A 20,639-nucleotide genomic window follows, 5' to 3' on the forward strand; every position below is an offset into this window, starting at 1 on the left:
GTGGCAGGCATTAAGGGTCCCGTGGGCTTATACGATGCGTTGTTAGTAAACCGAATTCAGACACTGCTAGCTGGAAATTTATGGTCCCTGTCCTGGAAGAATTGGATGGGTTGCCTCATTGACGGGTTTAGACAGCACATATTGCCCGGATGCAAAAAACCTAGTATCGCTTAGCTCAAAGAAAAAAGTGCTCAGAAAGGTAAATAGGGATGCTGCAGAGGTTTGATTCAGGGCTCGGTATCGAGCCCCTGAGGCTAAAGTTTAAGTAATGCTTTTACTTGAAGAGTTGCTTTGCTGTTGGGTAGGGAAGCTATCTGTACCGGGATCACCCTCTTGTCGCAGGCGTTCAATCCACAGTGCAGTGCCACCGGCTACAGCTGCTGGCATTACAAAGATATTCAGGATCGGCACCATCTTTGCCAACATCACTGTGCCACCAAATGTGAGACTGGTTAGTTTACGACGGCGCAAGACACTTTTAAGCTCATCAAATGGCCGTTGGTGATTGTCGAGGGGGTAGTCCACATATTGGATGGCCATGGACCAGGCACCCCAGACAGCAGTTAATACTGCTGGGATAATAATTGTCCAACTGGTGACCGTAGCCACCAATAAAATAATTAGCCCCCAGAATATAAAGTAGCCCAGCTTACGCAGTTCTCGGCCAAGGGTGCGCCAAATCATTTGCAGTAACGGCTCTGCCGGCGGTGTCTTTCCGGTGAGAAGCTCCTCTACCTTTTCAGCCAGAATACCATTGAAAGGTGCGGCAATAATATTGGTAATTACAGCAAACAGATAACCGTAAACAAGAAAAAAAAGAAACAACACCAGGAATGCAATAATCCAGGCAAGCCAGCGAAAAATGCTGGCGGCCCAGGCGGCACCTTTGGCCATGATTGCTTCCCACCAGGACATATTCGCGGTATCGACAGGGGTGTGAGATAGCAGGCTGCCAATATAGTCGCTGAGTCCTCCCAGTTGCGAAATCATGATGCCACTGATAATGATAAACAGCACCAGATTGATCAGTAATGGAACCAGGATAAAAGGGCGCAGTTCGCGCCGGGTTATCAGGTGCACACCGCGCACTAGCGCGTCGATACCGTGGATGGGGTTTGAAGTCATAAATTTACCTCTTACCGGTGCGGCGATAGTCTTTATTGTTCAGCGCCGGCGGCTTTCAGTATTTCACCGTACTCTTTACCCTGGCGGTGCTCTTTAATTCGGCTCAATAGGGTTTTACCATCGGGGCCAGGGCTGTTGAGGTCTTTCCCTTCGGCAAGAAATAGTTGAACAAAGGAGGCAAAGCTCTCTGCTTTCATACTGCGGTAAGCACGCTCAAGCAGGTGGTAGTCGAGGTTTACTCCCTTGGGGGCTTCTCCAATCAGGAAGCCGGCAATACGCTCCTTATCAAAAACTTCCCCGAGAACTTTTTGCTTATCTTTTTTCTGGCTCAAAATTTTTTCCTTACTGCTGTCTTTACTGCCGGGATGTTACCCAGCTCAAGTATTCAAGGGTTAATAATTAAAGCAGGGCGTCCAACTTTTCCTTGAGAATTTTGTTGATCATTTGTGGGTTTGCCTGACCCTTGGAGGCTTTCATGATCTGGCCAACAAAGTAGCCCATCATTTTGGGACGCTTTGATTCGTCAGCTCTACGGTAATTATCCACTTGAGCGTCGCTTGCGGCGATAACTTCATCCACCATTTTTTCGATGGCGCCAGTATCAGATACTTGCTTCAGGCCGCGTTTTTCAATGATGTCATCAGCGCTGCCTTCACCTTCACAGATTGCCTCAAACACCTGCTTGGCAATCTTGCTTGAAATAGTGTTGTCTTTTATACGGGTAATTAGGCCTGCCAGCTGTGTAGCGGAAACGGGGGACTCGGCAATACTGATTTCCTTGCGATTTAGCAGCGCAGCCAGCTCACCGGTTATCCAGTTGGCGGCCAGCTTGGGTTCGCCGCAGGACTTACATACAGTTTCGAAATACTCCGCACTGTCGCGATCCTGGGTCAGTTGATCGGCATCATATGCAGATAGATTGAATTCGGACTGGAAACGCTCGGCTTTGGTATCCGGCAGCTCCGGCAGTTCCTTGCGCAGCTGTTCAATATATTCTTCGGTGAGTACTACCGGCAGAAGGTCCGGGCAGGGAAAGTAGCGATAGTCATTGGCAACTTCCTTGCTGCGCATAGAGCGGGTCTCATTTTTGTCGGCGTCGTAGAGACGGGTTTCCTGCTCAATACTGCCGCCGTCTTCGAGGATATCGATCTGGCGCTCTGCTTCCACTTTGATGGCCCGCTCAACGAAACGGAAAGAGTTGATATTCTTTAGCTCGGTGCGGGTGCCCAGTTTTTCCTCACCTTTTAATCGCACGGATACATTGGCATCACAGCGTAGGGAGCCCTGGGACATATCTCCATCAGAAATTCCCAAATAGGTCACGATGCTATGAATTTTCCTGAGGTAAGCAACTGCTTCGGCAGCACTTCGCATATCGGGCTCGGATACAATTTCAATCAACGGGGTTCCGGCTCGGTTGAGATCAATTCCAGACATGCCATGGAAATCTTCGTGTAGGGATTTACCTGCATCCTCTTCAAGATGAGCATGGTGCAAGCGCACTTTTTTGCTGCCTCCATCCTCCAGGTGAATTTCCACTTCCCCTGCTCCGACGATGGGCTGTTCCAGCTGGGTAGTTTGATAGCCTTTGGGTAGATCTGGATAGAAATAATTCTTACGTTCGAAAACGGATCGTTTGCTAATTTCCGCATTCATTGCCAGGCCAAACATTATCGCATAGCGAAAAGCTTGTTCATTGGGTACTGGCAAGGTACCGGGCATGGCCAGATCTACAGCACACGCTTGAGTATTGGGGGCGGCGCCAAAACGGGTGCTCGCACCGGAGAATAGTTTTGATTCGGTGGAGAGCTGGACGTGAACTTCCAGCCCGATAACGATTTCCCATTCCACGATATTTCTCCTTATACGGCGCTGGCTTTGTGCCAGTCTGTTACCTGCTGATACTGGTGCGCAATATTAAGCATGCGAGCCTCATCCAGGTAATTTCCGGTGATCTGCAGACCTACAGGCATATTATTTACAAGCCCGCAGGGGATAGACATTCCAGGGAGGCCTGCCAGGTTAGTGGCGATGGTATAAATATCTTCCAGATACATAGCAACCGGGTCGGCGCTCTTGGCACCCAGTTGGAAAGCGGGGGAGGGGGTGGTGGGTCCCATTATAACATCCACTTTTTCAAAGGCCTGCATGAAGTCCTGCTTGATCAGGCGGCGTACCTGCTGGGCCTTGTTGTAGTAGGCATCGTAATAGCCGGCTGACAAGGCATAGGTGCCCACCAGGATTCGGCGTTGGACCTCTTCGCCGAAGCCTTCGCCCCGGGAGCGCATGTACAGATCACGCAGATCGGAGGGCTGTTCACAGCGATGCCCATAGCGCACACCATCGAAGCGGGACAGGTTAGCAGAGGCTTCCGCCGGTGCGATGACGTAATAAGCGGGAATTGCCAACTCAGTGTGCGGCAGGCTGATATCGACCAATTCAGCCCCGAGTTTTTCAAATTCTTTGAGAGCATCCTGCACCCGGACAGCGGTATCACCATCGAGCCCCTCGCCGAAGTACTCCTTGGGTACACCAACTTTGAGCCCGGTGACGGAATCATTCAGTCTCGCGGTATAGTCCGCTTGGGGGCGATCCAGGCTGGTGGAATCTTTTGAATCATGGCTGGCCATAGCGGATAGCAAATAGGCTACGTCTTCTGCATTGCGCGCGATAGGACCGGCTTGATCCAGGCTTGAGGCATAGGCGACGATGCCCCAGCGGGATACACGGCCATAAGTGGGTTTCAAGCCGGTCGTATTGGTCAATGCTGCTGGCTGGCGAATAGAGCCGCCGGTATCGGTAGCGGTGGCTCCCGGGACGAGGAGGGCTGCCACTGCGGCTGCTGAGCCGCCTGAAGAACCGCCGGGTACGTAATTAGTGTCCCAGGGATTTTTTACCGCGCCATAGTAGCTGCTTTCGTTGGAGGAGCCCATGGCAAACTCATCCATATTGGTTTTGCCCAGGGTAACGGTGCCAGCCGAATTCAGGTTTTCCACGATTGTGGCGTTGTAAGGCGGAATAAAATTGTCCAGCATTTTTGACGCGCAGCTGGTGCGAATGCCCTTGGTGCAGACAATGTCCTTGTGTGCGATAGGAACGCCACACAAGGCAGGAGCTTCCCCGGCAGCGAGGCGCTCGTCGGCCGCTTTAGCTTGGTTGAGGGCGAGCTCTTCAGTGACAGTGATAAAGCTGTTGTAGTTGCTATCCAGCTGCTGGATACGCTTGAGCAAATGTTGGGTAAGCTCAGTACTGGAGAACTCTTTACCCCGCAATCCGCGAATGATCTCGGCGATAGTAAATTGATGCATGATATTCCCTTAAGGCTTTGGCGGGATCAGATGATTGGCTTTCGAGTGGGCTTTGAAGTGATGGGTCCCGGCTCAGTCAATCACCTTGGGTACCAGATAGAGCCCCTCATCTGACTGAGGGGCCAAAGACAGGAAACTATTTCGCTGGTCGGTTTCGGTTACCGCATCGGCACGGAGGGTTTGCACCTCATCAAGGGGGTGTGCCATGGGGATTACACCATCGGTGTTGATGGCCTGCAGCTGGTCTACCAGTTGTAGAATGTCACCAAGGCGGCTGCTGACTTCCTCTATGGTTGCGTTGGATATGGCGATGCGGGCTAGCTCGGCCAGCTTTTCTACGGTTTGTGTATCCACGGCCATGGCGATGGAACTCCTCCAGCTTGAGTTGCGAATCAATGCTTACCCAGACGCATGCCGGGCAGAACCGGCAAATTTAGCACAACATGCTGTTATTCTCATCGGCCCTGGCAACTCGGGATTATTGCAATCGATTAGTCCAGCTTCAGCCTTGCTCTGAACCGGCGCCATTGTTAGAGTTTGCCGAATCCTGCCGGGCGGTGAGAGACTCCGGTGTGTTGCGTAAATTCCGATTCGAAATGCGGCTCGGAACTCAGAATTATTTGCGCGGACTAATTAGGATTTATATCCATAAAATAAGCCGCGCCCGCAGTGCCCGACCTGGGGGCTGACAATTAGTACAAGGTAATCGAATTCCATGTTTAAACGTTTGCGGGGTATGTTCTCCAGTGATCTCTCCATTGACCTGGGAACCGCCAATACGCTGATTTACGTTCGCGATCGCGGCGTAGTTCTCGACGAGCCATCAGTCGTCGCTATTCGTCATTACAATGGCCAGAAAATCGTTGAGGCCGTCGGTGTAGAAGCCAAACGTATGCTCGGCCGAACTCCCGGTAATATCACTGCTATCCGCCCCTTAAAGGATGGTGTTATCGCCGACTTCCAGGTAACTGAAAAAATGTTGCAGCACTTTATTAAAAAAGTGCATGAAAACAGCTGGATGCGCCCAAGCCCGCGTGTGCTGGTATGCGTGCCCTGCCAGTCTACCGAAGTGGAACGCCGTGCGATCCGCGAGTCTGCGCTTGGTGCTGGCGCCCGCGAGGTGTCCCTGATTGAAGAGCCTATGGCCGCAGCAATCGGTGCCGGCCTGAATGTGGAGGAGGCGAGTGGTTCCATGGTGGTAGATATCGGTGGTGGTACCACTGAGATTGCCATTATCTCCTTGAACGGCGTGGTTTACTCTGATTCAGTGCGTATTGGCGGTGATCGTTTTGATGAGGCCATCGTCAACTATGTGCGTCGTAACTACGGCAGCGTTATTGGTGATGCCACTGCCGAGCGCATCAAAGAAGAGATTGGCTGTGCCTATGCGGGCAGTGAGGTACGTGAGATCGATGTGCGTGGTCGTAATCTGGCGGAAGGGGTGCCCCGCAGTTTCACCCTCAATTCAGATGAAATTCTCGAAGCCCTGCAGGAGCCATTGACTGGTATTGTACAAGCAGTGAAGAGCGCTCTGGAGCAATCGCCCCCCGAGCTTGCTTCGGACATTGCTGAGCGCGGTATGGTGTTGACCGGTGGCGGTGCTTTGCTTCGCGATTTGGACCGATTGCTGATGGAGGAGTCCGGTTTGCCGGTAATTGTTGCAGATGATCCTCTGACCTGTGTGGCCCGTGGTGGCGGTAAGGCCCTGGATATGCTGGATCGCAGCCGTTTGTATCTGATGTCAAACTAAGTCAAGTAAGGTCGAGGCAGTGTTCCGATGAGAATAGCGGGGCCGTCTTGGCAGTTAGTTTCACGTTTTAGTGACATCCGATATATATTGTGAGAACAATAAGCATTGATCTTTATAAAGGGGGCTGCCCTTGAAACCGCTATTTACCCGCGGCCCCTCCCAAGAGACCCGCCTGATTACTTTGGCTGTTTTGTCAATCGCCTTGTTTGTAATCAGCTACTCTACCGACTGGTTCCACACTATCCGTGAGCGGCTATTCGATGCCGTCGCCCCTCTTTATTGGATTACCGGTACCCCTGAGAGAGTGACTGATTGGGCCGGTGAGCAGTTTCGCTCCCGTGATGAATTGCTCGAAGAAAATGACCGCCTCAAGCGCCAGGTATTATTGCTGGAGCAACGCAGCCAGTTATTAGCAGCCGTAAAGGCGGAAAATACCCAGCTCAAGGAGCTGATGAACTCGGCTGAGATGGTTGATGACCGTGTGCTGGTCGCCCAGATTATCGGCGTGTCCCCTGACCCCTTGGAGCATGTCCTGCTTATTGATAAAGGCAGGGATGACGGTGTCGATGTGGGCACACCGGTGATGGATGCAGGCGGCTTGCTCGGGCAGGTGATTGAAGCCGGAAATTCATTTAGCCGGATTCTGTTGATCACAGATTCCAGCCACGCCATCCCGGTACAGGTGTTGCGCAACAGTATGCGTACCGTAGCCGAAGGTACTGGGGATCTGTATCGGCTTAAGCTGCGTCACCTGGCCAATACCAGTGATATTCGCGAGGGAGACCTGCTACTGAGCTCAGGCCTTGGTGGTCGCTTTCCGGCAGGTTACCCGGTTGGAGAAGTGATGTCGGTCACTCGTGACCCGGGCAAGCCTTTTGCGGAGGCTGAAGTGTTGCCCCGCGGCCGCATGAACCGCAGTCGTTTTGTGCTTGCGGTTATCAGTGACAGGGGGCAGGGCCTTGCAAGCGAGTAGCCGCTGGTTTATCGCCGCTACCATTTTTCTGTCAATGCTGCTGGTAGTAATGCCCTTGCCTCAACAGTGGCTCTGGTTTCGCCCGGCATTTCCCGCCCTACTTATCATATTTTGGGTTTCGCGGATGCCCCAGTCTCTCGGTGTGGGTTTTGCTTGGCTGGTGGGAATCCTGGAGGATCTGGTAACTGGAGCAAGTCTCGGTACCCATGCTTTGGCCCTCGCTGTATTGGCGTATTTCAGTCTTTTGACCTACCAGCGCACAAGGGTCTTCAACCCGGCTCAACAACTCTTGTGGGTTTTTGTCCTGGTGGGTATTAATCAGGTAGTAGGAAACTGGGTGCATGGGTTGGAGGGAAAAACAGTGCCTGGACTGACCTTCCTATGGCCCGCACTTACTACGGCATTATTGTGGCCCTGTGTTACCCCTCCTTTGCGAGGCCTTTGTAATCGCCTTCACATTCGCTGACTGAACCGTCAGATTGTAAATCAATGTAAAAAATTGATCATTTTTCGATCGATATAGCTATAATCAGCCGCTGGCCCACAGGGAATATGTAGTACAGTGACAAATACCACCACATCAAACCGTCTCCTGCTCGCCTCGGGTTCCCCGCGTCGCGCCGAGCTTTTGACGCAGATAGGCGTCTCTTTTTCCCAGTTAACACCTGCTGTTCCCGAGCAAAAGCAGTTGGCTGAGACTCCCCAGGAATATATTCAGCGATTGGCCCACGATAAGGCTACTGCTGGCCTGGGGGGCGTGGAAGGTGTATGGGCCCTGGGCTCTGATACGGTGGTACTCGCCGGGGACAAGGTGCTGGAGAAACCGAAGGATTACGCTGACTTTGAATCCATGATGTTGTCTTTGTCCGGTACTGAACACTCGGTATTGAGCGCGATCTGTCTGCGTAGTTGGGAGCGTCAGTTTAGCCGCGTGGTGGAAACACGGGTGCGCTTTCGTCACTTGTCGAAGGCGCAGATTGAAGCTTATTGGAGTACTGGTGAGCCTGAAGATAAAGCCGGAGGCTATGGTATCCAGGGAATGGGCGCCGCACTGGTTGAGTCTATTAGCGGTAGTTATAGCAATGTGGTTGGGTTGCCCCTGGAGGCACTGGTTCCCATGCTTGAGCATGCGGGTATCCCTTACTGGCAGGAGAACCAGTCTTGAGTGAAGAGCTTTTAATCAATGTTGCACCTACAGAGACCCGCGTTGCCCTGGTGGAAAATGGCGTACTGCAGGAGGTCTATCTCGAGCGTAGCGCGCGAAGAGGAATAGTTGGCAATATCTACAAGGGCAAGGTGATTCGGGTTCTGCCAGGTATGCAGGCGGCATTTGTGGATATTGGGCTGGAGCGGGCTGGATTTATCCACGCTTCAGATATAGCCCCTTTAGATGATGAGGGGATGGAAGCGCGGGATGCCGAAGTGGCAGATATCCGCGCTTTGGTACGCGAGGGACAGTCCCTGGTGGTGCAAGTGGTCAAAGACCCGATAAGTAGTAAAGGTGCGCGCTTAACCACTCATTTGTCAGTATCTGCGCGCTATCTCGTGTATATGCCCCAGACTCGCCATATTGGGATTTCCAATCGTATTGAGGATGAGGGTGAGCGTGAGCGTTTGCGCCAATTGGTAGAAGCTGCTGTATCTCGTCTTGCCGAAGACGGGCTTTCAGCAGATGGCGGGTTTATTTTGCGCACCGTGGCTGAAGGAGTGAGTGAAGAGGAGTTACTCAGGGATATCCCCTTTCTTTATAAGTTGTGGGGCGAGCTGGATCAGCGAATCAACGAGCGCCCTGTCCCCTCGGTAATCTACGAAGACTTACCACTGTTTATGCGCGCATTGCGTGATCTTGCGCGTCCCTATACAGAGAAGATTCGTATAGACTCCCGCGAGGCACATGGTCGCGCCGCGGAGTTTGCCGGCAAATATGCACCGGAAATCGCTGGCCGTCTGGAACACTATCCCGGTGAGCGCCCACTGTTTGATCTCTATGGTGTGGAAGAGGAAATTCGTCGCGCATTGCAAAATAAGGTGACTCTGAAGTCAGGTGGGTATCTTATCGTCGAGCAAACGGAAGCGATGAGCACTATTGATGTGAATACCGGCGCATTTGTCGGCCATCGAAATCTGGAAGAAACTATCTTCAAGACCAACCTGGAGGCGGCGACCGCAATTGCCCGGCAGCTGAGACTGCGTAATCTAGGAGGCATCATCATTATCGACTTTATCGATATGAAGGACCCCGAGCACCAACGCCAGGTATTGCGAACACTTGAAAAAGCACTGGAGAGGGATCATGCCAAATCCAGTATCACCGGTGTCTCAGAGCTGGGTTTGGTTGAGATGACGCGCAAACGCACGCGTGAATCCCTCGGGCAGATACTTTGTGAGCCCTGTCCAGTATGTGAGGGGCGTGGCACATTGAAAAGTGCTGAAACAGTCTGTTTTGAAATTTTTCGTGAGATCATCCGTGAGGCGCGCGCTTACGACAGCGAAAAAATTATGGTGCTGGCAAGTCAGGTAGTCATAGACCTTTTACTCGATGAGGAGTCGGCTAATGTTGCCGACCTGGAGGAGTTTATTCGCCGTCCTATACAGTTTCAGGTTGAGCCTATCTATAACCAGGAGCAGTACGACATTGTTCTTGTGTGAGTTACCAGTTGTTTTTCCTCTGATACCTGGCAATGAATGCAACGGTGTTCATTGTCTTCGTGCGCTCAGGGGAGGGTGGTAATGGTTGTGATTCGCTGGCTCGCCCGCAAGTTTTGGCTGCTATCGGTTAGCCTGGTTATTGCCCTGGCGATCCTGGTTCAGACCGGCCGCTTGTTGTCCCCTCAGGTCGAAGAGTACAGACCGCAGATCAGCAGCTGGCTGTCAGAGCAGCTAGGGGTAACGGTGCAAATGGACCGGATTTCCCTGCGCTGGGAAGCCCTGGAGGTAGCACTGCAGCTAGATGGTTTACGCTTGGGGGAAAATGGTGAGCTGCGAATGGGGCACGGCCTTTTCCAGCTGGACTTGCTCGCCAGCCTTTGGAATCGCGAATTGGTGTGGAAAGATCTTCAAATGCACACTTTCGCCGCCGGCCTCAGCCGGAATGCACAGGGAGAGTGGCGCCTGGATGGCTTTCCTGATATTTCCCTGAAGCCTGATGGTAGGGTGGTTGCCGACCCCAAGGCAGCGGATCCTGCGCGATTGTTCCAGCTCAGCCCCAAGATCCAAATTCAGGATGCTGCAATCACGGTTCGGCTCCCCGATGACCAGCTGGCCGAGATTAACCTGCCGCAGATACTACTTGAAAACCAGGGTGATTTTCACCGCCTCGTAGCCCGTGCGTTTATTTCCCGTGAGGGAGAGATTGAGGATACGCATTCTGAAACCTTGCGATTAGTTCTTGAGGGGCGCGGTAACCCTCGGGATAAAAAGCGCTTCTCCCTGCGTGGTTATATGCAGCTCAATGAGCTGTTACTGGATGAAGATATCGTTACCCTTCTGCATGAACTGACTCCACTGCCGGATCGCTTTCACTGGCATGGGCGCAAATGGGCAGATGGTCGCTTGTGGCTTCACAGCGATGCCAAAAATGGCTATCGCCTGGTGGGGCAATTAGACCTCGCCCAAGTCGAGAAGCTGGACAGCGTACTAGATGACAGTGCAGAAGCCACTATCGCAAATGACCATGTTATGAAACCGCTGCGGGCTTTCTCCGGCGATCTATCTGGACATTGGCTGCCCGGTGAACGTTGGCGCCTGGCTTTACAGGACATCCAGATCGATTGGCAGGATCTGCAGATGCCGCCACTCAATTTGCAGGTCAGCAGTGATCAGCAGGGATTATCTATGAGTGCCGATGTTGTCGATCTGGCGGGCTGGAGCGATATTCTCAAAAACCTGGATGTGCTCGAAGGGGCTGCTGATGATTGGTTGCGAGCCTTGGAGCCTGGAGGTGAGTTGCGCCGGGTCCAGCTGTTGCGCAGCCCGGAGGGGGCGGTCAGTTTGCAGGCCAACCTGAAGGGTGTACAAGCCAAGGCATTCCGGGGGGCTCCTGCGATTACCAATTTGACTGGTTACCTTGAGCTTGAGGGTGCAAATGGCAGGGTAGAGCTAGATGGCTCAGCTTTTACCGCACACTTCCCAAATTTATATCGAAATACTTTTTCATTTGACCAGGCCAGTGGCACTGTGGCTTGGAACCTGGACAGGGATGCAAACGAGATCAGCATATTGTCTGGTCCTCTACGGCTTGATGGTGCTTTAGGGGAAGTTAATGGCCAGTTTATGTTATCCCTGCCTGTCAAAGCTCAGAGCCGACCGACAGATCTAGTGTTGGCTCTATCTTTACATGATGCTGCCGTTACTACCCAGGAACAGTTGGTACCAACGACTGTTAGTAAGGATCTACGCGACTGGCTCAATAAAGGACTGGGTGCAAGAAATTCCGGGCGAGTGGAGAGTGCTGCATTTATCTATCGAGGCAGTAGTTATCGAGCAGATGGAAAAGAGGAGTCACTGCAGGCTCTTGGGGCTCATCGTAATCGCCAAACTATACAGTTAGCAGCGGATTTTACCGAGGCTAGCTTGAAGTATGCTGAGGAATGGCCTTCAGCTAAAAATGTCGATGGGCGCTTGTTACTGAATGATGGAGCTGTTTCTGTTGGTGCGGTAAAGGCCAAACTTTGGAACATTGATGCCAGCGATATTTTCGTTGCAGTTGCCCCCCTTGCCGGGAAGGGATCGCGCTTGGATGTGCAGGCCCAGCTTTCCGGTCCTGCAGCTGATGGCCTCCGGCTTCTCAGGGAGTCCCCTCTGCGTCAGCAGTTGGGTAGTGGGTTTGATGATTGGCATTTGGCGGGAAATATTGCCGGCCAGCTCAATTTGACTCAAGCCTTGGGGGGAGCTGACCTGAATAGCAGCCAGCATGTAGATTTGCAGTTAAGTGATGGAGAGCTTGAGCTTAAGAACCTTCGTCTGCAGACACAGGAGCTGTCTGGGGATGTGATTTATGATAGCGAGAGAGGGCTTGCAGGTACACGGGTCAGCGGCACACTTTGGGGCAGACCTGTCAGCGCACATATCCGTCACTTTGGTAAGGGAGCTTCCAGGGACACACAGGTTGTAGTGGATGGTAATGCCGACATTGAGTCAATTTTTACCTGGAGCCAGCGACCCGAGCTGAAATGGCTGGATGGCGATATGGACTACCAAGCCCTGATCACTATACCTGCCAAAGCAAAGGAAGCCCCCTATGCAGCAGTTTTTGAGCTTACCTCCAACCTGGCGGGTATCAATGTCAACTTACCTGAACCTTTAGGTAAACCCGCTGAAGTAAAGACCAATTTTGTTCTGCGGGCGCCGATTGGTGACCAGGGCAGTTTATTCCACCTGAACTACGGTGAACATCTCCAGGGGCAGTTCTGGCTGGTACAAGGGGAACTTGATCGTGCCTCTATCGCCCTGAATGCCGAAGCTAAGCTCCCCGCCGAGCGTGGGTTGTCCATCACCGGTGATATTTCCAATATCGACCTACCCCGCTGGGAGAAGTTACTGAGTGTATATCGTGAAGCCCCCCCCTCTGCCGGAGATGGTGTTCTAAAACCTGGAGTTGAGGTTCTGGAGGAGCAGGCGGCGAGTGTATTCGACTCTGGCAAACCGGTTACCACCATAAATCTCGATGATCAAATAGCAGCTTCCGCCGAAGTTTTACCAGTGAGTCTGGATCTCAGTACCGACCGCTTGCAGTTGGGGGCTGTTGATATTGAGCATATTCATGTTACTGGCAATGGTGTGGGGGCTGATTGGAAGCTGGATTTCGATAGTGAGATGGCTGCAGGCGAATTGAAAGGCACTTTGGGTGGAGAGACACCTCTGAAGTTGCAATTGGCCCATTTACGCTTGCCTGCCCTTGAGAAAAAGAGTGAGCTTCAGCAGGACCCCTTCTCTCTGGAACCCTTCGCTGAGGAGGCCCCTGATCCATGGGCAGATTTCGATTTCCAGGTCTTGCCGGCTATTGATTTTAGCACTGAGAGCTTGCAGCTTGGTGATGAGGAGCTGGGGCGCTGGTCCTTTAATGTACGCCCCTCCAAAGAGCGTTTGGTTGTCAGTGATATTCGCGGTAGTGTGCGTGGTTTCCGTATTGAAGGGCGCGGCAAAGGTGGGGAAACTCTTGGTGCGCAGTTGATGTGGATGCGCGATGCCGAGGGGAAGAGTTCTTCCCAGTTTATTGGTCGCCTGGCGGCCGATGATCTCGCTGATATCCAGCGTTCAATGGGACATGAGCCTCTTATTGAGAGCAAGTCCGCCAGCTTTGATACCGCCTTGCGCTGGGACGGATCTCCAGCCCTGGTCAAAGGCAGTTTGCTCTCTGGGGAGCTTAAGATTGATATCCGGGATGGGCGTTTCCTTCGCTCTACAGGTACGGCTGGCTCTACGGTGTTGCGCCTGTTATCTCTTTTTAATTTCGATACCTGGGCGCGTCGTTTGCGCTTGGATTTCTCTGATCTTTACAAGAGCGGTATGGCCTTTGATCGGGTTCGCGGGGAAGTGGTTTTTGAAGGGGATGGACAGCTGTTGATTGCGGTGCCTATTCAAGTGGAAGGGCCAACCAGTGAGCTGCAGATGGCTGGCAGGGTGAACCTGTTGCGCGAGGACCTAGATCTTACCCTAGTGGCAACTTTACCGGTAAGTAATAACCTTGCTCTGGTCGCTGCACTGGCAGGAGGACTTCCGGCTGCTGCAGGGGTATATCTAATTAGTAAGGCTTTCAAAAAGCAGGTGAAAAAAGTGGCCAGTGTTAGCTATCGTATCAGTGGCGACTGGGCAGATCCACAAATGCGTTTTGAAAGGCTGTTTGATGGCGGTGGTGCCGAGCGCCAGGGGGCTGCCTCATTAAAAGATAAAGCTGAGGCTGTGGAGGAGGTGGGCTCGGGGGGGCCATCTACGCTGCCAATAAGTACTGGTGCAGGAAGCTAGCTGTTACGATTTTTCTGAACTGCATCCACTTCAAGGCGCTCTAATCTTAGGATAACGGCAACGCGCTAGAGAATGGAGTTTTGCAAATGACGAAATCTCAAATACTCGGCCCCCTGTTGGTGGTAGCCGTGGCATTATCGGCATGCTCCGAGGCCGATGACCAGCGTATCCAGACGATGACCGTAGGAGAGGCCAAGGAGAGGATCTCCGAAGGTAAGGGGCTGGAACAGATTCCCAAATCGGTGTGGAAACAGATTCTGCCTGAGGATCGTTACAAGGTCCTGTGGAAAAAGGATACTGAGCGAGCCTTTACTGGTAAGTTACTCTACAACGAGGAAGAGGGGACTTATGTAACAGCTGGTTGCCGCCTGCCGGTGTTCAGCTCAAAGCACAAATATAAGTCAGGTACCGGCTGGCCCAGTTTCTGGGATGTGGCATATCCGCAAAATATAGTCTTAAAAGACGATTTTAGTTGGGGCCTGCGCCGTACAGAAGTGCTGTCAAAATGTGGGGAGCACTTGGGACATGTATTTAAGGATGGTCCGGCACCGACACAACTGCGTTATTGCCTGAACTCCCTTGCCTTAGATTTTGAGCCAGCGACTGTAAACAAGCAATAATTAGCGATTGTTGCTAAAGGTCTTTCTGGGATGGTGGCTTGGTAAGCTGGGAGGGACTCGGGGCGGGAGAAATACCACCCCGGGCAGCTACTCTGGGGTATCAGGTATCCTGCATAAAAAAGTCGCGTAAGTAGCGGAACAATTTACGCTGATTTGTGGGGGGCTTATTGTTTTTAACCTCTCTTTGGGAGTCCCTTACCAACTGACGCAACTGTTGGTGATCCACTTGCGGATACTGATCAAAAAAAGAACCTTGGGCACTGTTCCCACCTTCAAGCAGGCGCTTGCGCCAATCCTCTGCCATTTTATCGAAGTGCAGGTGACGTTGGTCCCGCTCTTTGAATTTCAGCAAAACTGCCTCAATAGCTTCATGATCGCTACTGCGCATAAGTTTGCCGATAAATTGCATCTGGCGGCGGCGGGCCTCGTTAGATTTGATTCGTGCCATGGTATCTATGGCATCGCGCAGATCTTCATCCAGTGGTACTTCAGCAAGTTGGGCCTTAGATAGCTCAGTCAGTTGTTTGCCCAACTCCTGTAATTGGTGCATTTCCTGTTTGACCTGAGTTTTACTCTTTGGCAGGTCATCCTCATAATCATCGTTTTCGTACATCTCAAATTCCGCACGTTAACCGGGGCTTTCCCGATTTTGCTCTAACCAGAGGCATTGTGCCACTGGGATATTTCACGTCTCAGCCAAAATACCAGGTGGCAAGGCCGAGGAAAGACATAAACCCTACAACATCGGTGATGGTAGTCAGGGCTACGCCACCTGCCAGCGCTGGGTCAATACGCATAGCTCGCAAGGCTACAGGTAATATTGCGCCCGCCGATGCGGCGGTAAGCAGGTTAATTACCATAGCTGCGACAATGATAATGGCGATAGTGATATCGCTAAACCAGAGTGCGGCAATAACCCCCATAACCAGTGACCAGAGTAAGGCATTCAGGGCAGCTGAGCCCAGCTCGCGGGAGAGTAGCCAGTTCAGGTTACTTTTACCAATCTGTCCGAGTGCCATGCCCCGGATGACTACTGTGAGAGTTTGGCTGCCAGCAACGCCCCCCATACTGGCAACGATCGGCATTAACACTGCAAGTGCCACCACTTTTTCCAAGGTATTTTGGAATAAGCTGATAACCCAGGATGCGAGCAGGGCAGTTAGGAGGTTTATGCCCAGCCACAAAGCTCTCCTTCGAGCCGTACGCCTTACCGGGGCAAAGGTGTCCTCTTCTTCATCAAGGCCGGCCAGACTCATCAGTGAGTGATCGGCATCTTCGCGAATTACATCCACAATATCGTCAATTGTGATGCGGCCCAACAGGCGGTTATCCTCATCGACCACTGGCGCGGTGATCCAGTCGTACTTCTCAAATAGTCGGGCAACTTCGGTGTCGCGCATATCTGCAGGGATAGGTTCTACGTCGGTATTTACAACCTCGCGAACTGTTACTGATGGATCTGTAGTCAGTAGCTTTGATAGTGGCAGTAACCCTATGTACTGTCCCTTACGATTTACTACGAATAAGCTGTCTGTGGATTCTGGCAGTTGCTCGTGGCGACGCAGGTAACGAAGAACCACATCTAGGCTAAGGTTAGGGCGCACAGAGATGGTATTGGTATCCATCAGGCCGCCGGCGGTGTTCTCATCGTAGGCAAGAACACTTTCCACTCGCAGTCGGTCGGTCTCGCTCATAGAGGAGAGAACTTCCGAGACAACACGCTCGGGAAGTTGCTGGAGGATATCAGCGATATCATCCGCATCCAGCCCCTCCATAATCTCCACCATCTCCTCGGTATCCATGGTGTCGAGGATCTGGCTGCGCACCTCATCTGTCAGCTCTTGGAGTACCTCACCTTCTACATCTCGCTCAATTAAATTCCATAGTACCTGGCGAATGCGGGGAGGGGAGCTTTCTAGTAACTGGGCAATGCTCTGGGGGGTCAGGGTTTTGAGCATGCGCCGGACTTCCTGCCCAGTGCCGCTATCGAGCGCGGCAAATAGCTCGCTGAGCTGATTTTGGGCGCGGAATTTAATTTCGGCTTGAGGTGGGCTGGACACGACTAATCCTTACTACTTAGCGGTGATTGCGGGCTGAGGTCGCTTGGGATAAGTGGCGATTTTATGCCCATGGCGGGACTCTATCTAGAGGGGGCTATTTTTGCAAACTACTCGGCTTCGCCAAAGCGTTCTGATACCAAATCACTAATAGCGCTCACTGCATCGTCTTCGTCACGGCCTTCAATCTCCAATTCAAGTTCCGTTCCCTTACCAGCGGCTAGCAGCATAAGCGCCATTACACTCTTTCCGTCGACTGATTTGCCCTGGCAGTGTACTTTGACATCTGCAGAGAATCGCGCAGAGGTCTGGGCGAACTTACTGGCTGCGCGGGCGTGTAGACCGAGCTTGTTGATAATGGTGAGGCGCTGTTTTTGCATAAGTGCGTCTAAGTTAATTGGATGTTACTTCTGCTCACGATGCCGGATCTGAACGTTATTAAACTGCTTTGAAAAAATCTTGGCCAACTGCTCCACCATATATACAGAGCGGTGGCGACCGCCAGTGCATCCAATGGAGATGCAGGTATAACTGCGATTGCTTTTTTGGTAGGAGGGCAACCAGTTATTCAGGAAGCTGGTGATATCCGCCTGCATTTTACCGGTTTCAGGGTGGCCTTGTAGGTATTCGGCAACCTCGGGGTCCAGGCCGGTTTTCTGTCTCAGGCTTGTCTCCCAGTAAGGGTTTGGCAGGCAGCGTAAGTCAAATATCAGATCCGCATCTACGGGAACCCCGTATTTAAAGCCAAAGGATTGGAAAAGGATTGCCATGCTCTCTGACTTTTCACCTACTACCCGGTTTTTCACTAGTCCACGTAGCTCGTGCAAACTGAGATTGCTGGTGTCTATCACCATGTCCGCCATCGCAGAGATCGGTGTGAGTAGTTCCTTTTCCTGGTTGAGTGCTTCTAGTAGGTGGGTGCAGTCATTGCTGAGAGGGTGTTTCCGCCGGGTTTCACTGAAGCGCTGAACTAACACTGGTTCACGGGCGTCGAGGAAAATAACATCGCACTTTACGCCGTTTGCACGCAGGGATTCAATTACCCGTGGGGCCTGTTTGATATCCTGCCAAAGATTTCGGGCGTCGACGCCAAGAGCCAGCTGAGTATCCCCTTCTGCCGGTTGCTCGTGAACCCTTTTGACCAGTTCTGGTAGCAGGCTGGTCGGTAGGTTGTCAATACAGTTAAACCCTTCGTCCTCTAATAACTGAAGGGCAGAGCTTTTTCCGGAACCAGAACGGCCGCTGATAATAACCAAGCGCATGGGTGTCCCCTTTCTAAGGTCTGTGTATCACTGATTTTTAAAATAACTGCATTGTGATTGATAGTGACAGAGTGGTTGTCATCAACATTAGCATTTAACTTCAGTTTACCCATGGGCTGGTTCACTACCTGGATCACGCGGCTGCAGCGCTATCTATGGCAAGTGCGTAGAGTTCGTCGCTGGTCTTGGCCTGGCGTAACTTATCTCTTACTACGCTATTGGAAAATAGCGCTGCTATCTCGGCCAGAGTTTCTAAATGCTGCTGTTCCGCATCCTCGGGGACTAGTAGAACAAATAACAAATCAACAGGCTGGCGATCGATGGCGTCAAAATCAATTGCAGGCTCAATGGTACAGAGAACGCCAATTGGTTCTTCACAACCAGGCAGACGGCAGTGGGGGATCGCAACCCCCTCCCCAATTCCAGTTGATCCCAAGCGTTCTCGGGCAATCAATTGGTTGAAGATGGTATCGGAATCATGTTGCGGGTATTGTTCGGCAATAGCCTGGGCAATATTGAGCAATAATTTTTTTTTGCTACTCCCCGCCAGATGGCAAAGGCTCAGGCGGGGAGAGAGTAAAGCTTCCAGTGTCATAGTTCAGCGGTGGTTCTGCAACTTCTCTTTGTGCTTCTTCAGTTGGCGGTCCAGCTTATCAGTCAGAGCGTCAATGGCCGCGTACATATCCTTGTCTTCCGAGCCGGCACAGAGGTCGTGACCATTTATATGTACTCTGGCCTCTGCTTTTTGGATCAATTTTTCGACGGATAGGATAACCTGAGCGTTAGTAATATTGTCGTAATGCCGAGAGAGCTTCTCCAGCTTGCTTTCGCAGTAGCTGCGCATTGGTGAGGTAACATCGACGTGGTGACCACTAATGTTGATCTGCATGGATTTCTCCTAATCGGGTGCATCACATACCGGCACGTCTCCCTTTCGGGTCGCAACCCTACTAGGAAGTGGCCCAGAATGGAAGGATACACTCAAAGTTTGGAGTTTGGTTGCAGAGGGGTGAAGTGTGGTGCCAACGAGTTTGTGACCCAGGTTCTTAAGTTGGTCTAAAAATCATATTTGTGGATCAGACCAGGCGTTTTCGCTCACTGGAAGAGGGAATTCCCATGGATTCCCGGTATTTTGCTACAGTGCGTCGCGCTACCTTAATGCCTTGCTGATCCAGTTCCTGGGTGATTTTGTTATCTGAAAGGGGCTTGCGAGGCGTTTCCGCATTTATAAGTTTGCGAATTAATGCACGAATAGCAGTGGAAGAGGCGTCTTCGCCAGAATCAGTGCTTACATGACTGGAGAAAAAGTATTTCAACTCAAAAGTTCCGCGAGGAGTGAGCATGTACTTTTGAGTGGTTACCCTGGAAATAGTAGATTCGTGCATGCCAATGGCTTCAGCTACATCCGCCAGTACCATAGGGCGCATGGCCTCAGGTCCCTCTTCAAAGAATCCCTGCTGTTTTTCCACGATGCAATTGGCGACCTTGAGCAGAGTCTCGTGGCGGCTCTGTAGGCTTTTTAAAAACCAACGTGCCTCCTGTAAGTGGTCGCGCAGGAAGTTGTTATCTCTGGAGTTGTCTGCCCGCTTAACCATGGAGGCATAGTGACTGTTAACGCGAATTCTGGGGGTGATCTCCGGATTTAAGTTTGCCTGCCAGCCTAGCTCCCTACGTGAAACAATAATATCCGGGGTCACATAGGTGGCTTCCTGCTCAGCGAATCTCTCACCTGGATTAGGATTCAGGGTTTGGATCAGCCGGATGACCTCGCCCAGTTGGGCTTCATTTAGACGTGTGCGCCGACTTAACTGACGGAAATCCCGCTTGCCGAGAAGGTCAAGGTGGCGCTGGATAATACACTGGGCCTGTTTTAACCATGGAGTCTCACTGGGGAGCTGCTGTAACTGCAGTAATAGGCACTCTTGTAAATTACGCGCTCCGCACCCAGCAGGCTCAAATTGCTGGATAGCCCTGAGCACAGCAAGCACCTCATCCTCCCCAACAGAAAGGGAGTATGCAATTTCATCAAGAGGTGTGCATAGCAAACCATTAGGTTCTATGCCATCTATCAGATTTTCTCCGATTGATTTGTCCAGCTCGGAGAGGGTGGTCAGGTTGAGCTGCCATCGCAGGTGATCCTGTAGACCGTCCGTAGAGGTATTGCGCTCAAAACTGGGGTCTTCGTTCTCGGTGCTACCGCTGTGGCTGGTGTAGACGTCATCCCAGCGTGAATCTACGGGAAGCTCTTCAGGAATGCTTTGACTCCAGTCACTCTCGATGAGATCCCGCTCCTCTACGGTATGCTCAGTAGGGGGGGTGGCCTGTTCGTTAATAGGCTCCGCTTGTAGCTCTGAGATATCTGCGCTGGAAGCTATTTCGTCAGTTTCAGCCTCCAGCATCGGGTTGCTATCCAGGGCGGCTTGGACTTCCTGTTGTAAGTCCAAAGTCGAAAGCTGCAATAGGCGTATTGCCTGTTGCAACTGAGGTGTCATGGTCAGCTGGGTACCGAGCTTTAGTTGAAGAGACTGCTTCATATTGGGGTGCTGCAGGCTGAGATCACATGGAGGTATAAATAACCTCA

Annotated in this window: 19 protein-coding genes; 7 read left to right on the forward strand and 12 right to left on the reverse strand. The window is 51.9% G+C overall.

Annotation, left to right across the window (positions count from 1 at the left end; all coding sequences use genetic code 11):
• Positions 1–261 precede the first annotated feature (261 nt).
• The 5 genes from cysZ to gatC all read right to left on the reverse strand — a co-directional run bounded on the left by cysZ (position 262) and on the right by gatC (position 4,793).
• Entirely contained in the window at positions 262–1,125 is an 864-nt protein-coding gene (gene cysZ, locus ABWV76_RS11640) for a sulfate transporter CysZ (RefSeq protein WP_353376020.1), read from the reverse strand.
• A 32-nt stretch (positions 1,126–1,157) separates the two neighbouring features.
• Positions 1,158–1,457 carry a PA4642 family protein gene (locus ABWV76_RS11645; RefSeq protein WP_353376021.1) on the reverse strand — a complete coding sequence of 100 codons (300 nt, stop codon included), beginning with the start codon at positions 1,455–1,457 and terminating at the stop codon, positions 1,158–1,160.
• A 67-nt stretch (positions 1,458–1,524) separates the two neighbouring features.
• Positions 1,525–2,976, reverse strand: a complete 1,452-nt coding sequence (gene gatB, locus ABWV76_RS11650) for an Asp-tRNA(Asn)/Glu-tRNA(Gln) amidotransferase subunit GatB (RefSeq protein WP_020412566.1) — start codon at positions 2,974–2,976, stop codon at positions 1,525–1,527.
• Between the two features lie 11 nt (positions 2,977–2,987).
• Positions 2,988–4,433 carry an Asp-tRNA(Asn)/Glu-tRNA(Gln) amidotransferase subunit GatA gene (gene gatA, locus ABWV76_RS11655; RefSeq protein ID WP_020412567.1) on the reverse strand — a complete coding sequence of 482 codons (1,446 nt, stop codon included), beginning with the start codon at positions 4,431–4,433 and terminating at the stop codon, positions 2,988–2,990.
• Positions 4,434–4,505: 72 nt separating this feature from the next.
• Positions 4,506–4,793, reverse strand: a complete 288-nt coding sequence (gene gatC, locus ABWV76_RS11660; RefSeq protein WP_020412568.1) for an Asp-tRNA(Asn)/Glu-tRNA(Gln) amidotransferase subunit GatC — start codon at positions 4,791–4,793, stop codon at positions 4,506–4,508.
• A 355-nt stretch (positions 4,794–5,148) separates the two neighbouring features.
• Between gatC and ABWV76_RS11665 the strand changes: the two genes are divergently transcribed.
• From ABWV76_RS11665 to msrB, 7 genes are all read left to right on the forward strand, one after another.
• Positions 5,149–6,183, forward strand: a complete 1,035-nt coding sequence (locus ABWV76_RS11665; RefSeq protein ID WP_020412569.1) for a rod shape-determining protein — start codon at positions 5,149–5,151, stop codon at positions 6,181–6,183.
• A gap of 130 nt (positions 6,184–6,313) precedes the next feature.
• The gene (mreC, locus tag ABWV76_RS11670) at positions 6,314–7,156 is read left to right on the forward strand and encodes a rod shape-determining protein MreC (protein WP_020412570.1); all 843 of its coding nucleotides are present in this window, start codon (positions 6,314–6,316) and stop codon (positions 7,154–7,156) included.
• A complete protein-coding gene (gene mreD, locus ABWV76_RS11675; protein WP_020412571.1) occupies positions 7,143–7,622 on the forward strand; it encodes a rod shape-determining protein MreD in 480 nt (159 codons plus the stop codon). The genes mreC and mreD overlap by 14 nt, the downstream gene beginning before the upstream one ends.
• Before the next feature lie 96 nt (positions 7,623–7,718).
• A complete protein-coding gene (locus ABWV76_RS11680; RefSeq protein WP_020412572.1) occupies positions 7,719–8,321 on the forward strand; it encodes a Maf family protein in 603 nt (200 codons plus the stop codon).
• Positions 8,318–9,805, forward strand: a complete 1,488-nt coding sequence (gene rng / locus ABWV76_RS11685) for a ribonuclease G (RefSeq protein WP_020412573.1) — start codon at positions 8,318–8,320, stop codon at positions 9,803–9,805. Before ABWV76_RS11680 ends, rng begins: the two co-directional genes overlap by 4 nt.
• An 81-nt stretch (positions 9,806–9,886) precedes the next feature.
• Positions 9,887–14,119: a YhdP family protein gene (locus tag ABWV76_RS11690; RefSeq protein ID WP_353376022.1), complete on the forward strand. Its 4,233-nt coding sequence runs from the start codon at positions 9,887–9,889 to the stop codon at positions 14,117–14,119.
• A gap of 86 nt (positions 14,120–14,205) precedes the next feature.
• Entirely contained in the window at positions 14,206–14,739 is a 534-nt protein-coding gene (gene msrB / locus ABWV76_RS11695) for a peptide-methionine (R)-S-oxide reductase MsrB (protein WP_020412575.1), read from the forward strand.
• A 100-nt stretch (positions 14,740–14,839) separates the two neighbouring features.
• On the opposite strand, the gene yjgA is transcribed toward msrB, so the two are convergent.
• The 7 genes from yjgA to ABWV76_RS11730 all read right to left on the reverse strand — a co-directional run bounded on the left by yjgA (position 14,840) and on the right by ABWV76_RS11730 (position 20,592).
• A complete protein-coding gene (gene yjgA, locus ABWV76_RS11700) occupies positions 14,840–15,352 on the reverse strand; it encodes a ribosome biogenesis factor YjgA (RefSeq protein WP_020412576.1) in 513 nt (170 codons plus the stop codon).
• Positions 15,353–15,431: 79 nt separating this feature from the next.
• Positions 15,432–16,799 carry a magnesium transporter gene (gene mgtE / locus ABWV76_RS11705; protein WP_020412577.1) on the reverse strand — a complete coding sequence of 456 codons (1,368 nt, stop codon included), beginning with the start codon at positions 16,797–16,799 and terminating at the stop codon, positions 15,432–15,434.
• A 107-nt stretch (positions 16,800–16,906) separates the two neighbouring features.
• A complete protein-coding gene (locus tag ABWV76_RS11710) occupies positions 16,907–17,176 on the reverse strand; it encodes an HPr family phosphocarrier protein (protein WP_020412578.1) in 270 nt (89 codons plus the stop codon).
• A gap of 24 nt (positions 17,177–17,200) precedes the next feature.
• Entirely contained in the window at positions 17,201–18,058 is an 858-nt protein-coding gene (gene rapZ, locus ABWV76_RS11715; protein WP_020412579.1) for an RNase adapter RapZ, read from the reverse strand.
• Between the two features lie 133 nt (positions 18,059–18,191).
• The gene (ptsN, locus tag ABWV76_RS11720; RefSeq protein WP_020412580.1) at positions 18,192–18,653 is read right to left on the reverse strand and encodes a PTS IIA-like nitrogen regulatory protein PtsN; all 462 of its coding nucleotides are present in this window, start codon (positions 18,651–18,653) and stop codon (positions 18,192–18,194) included.
• Positions 18,654–18,656: 3 nt separating this feature from the next.
• Entirely contained in the window at positions 18,657–18,947 is a 291-nt protein-coding gene (gene hpf / locus ABWV76_RS11725; RefSeq protein WP_020412581.1) for a ribosome hibernation-promoting factor, HPF/YfiA family, read from the reverse strand.
• A 187-nt stretch (positions 18,948–19,134) separates the two neighbouring features.
• The gene (locus tag ABWV76_RS11730; RefSeq protein WP_353376023.1) at positions 19,135–20,592 is read right to left on the reverse strand and encodes an RNA polymerase factor sigma-54; all 1,458 of its coding nucleotides are present in this window, start codon (positions 20,590–20,592) and stop codon (positions 19,135–19,137) included.
• Between the last annotated feature and the right edge of the window lie 47 nt (positions 20,593–20,639).

Origin of the sequence: Microbulbifer sp. NBRC 101763, from assembly GCF_040371615.1 — a bacterium.
GTDB lineage: Bacteria > Pseudomonadota > Gammaproteobacteria > Pseudomonadales > Cellvibrionaceae > Microbulbifer > Microbulbifer variabilis.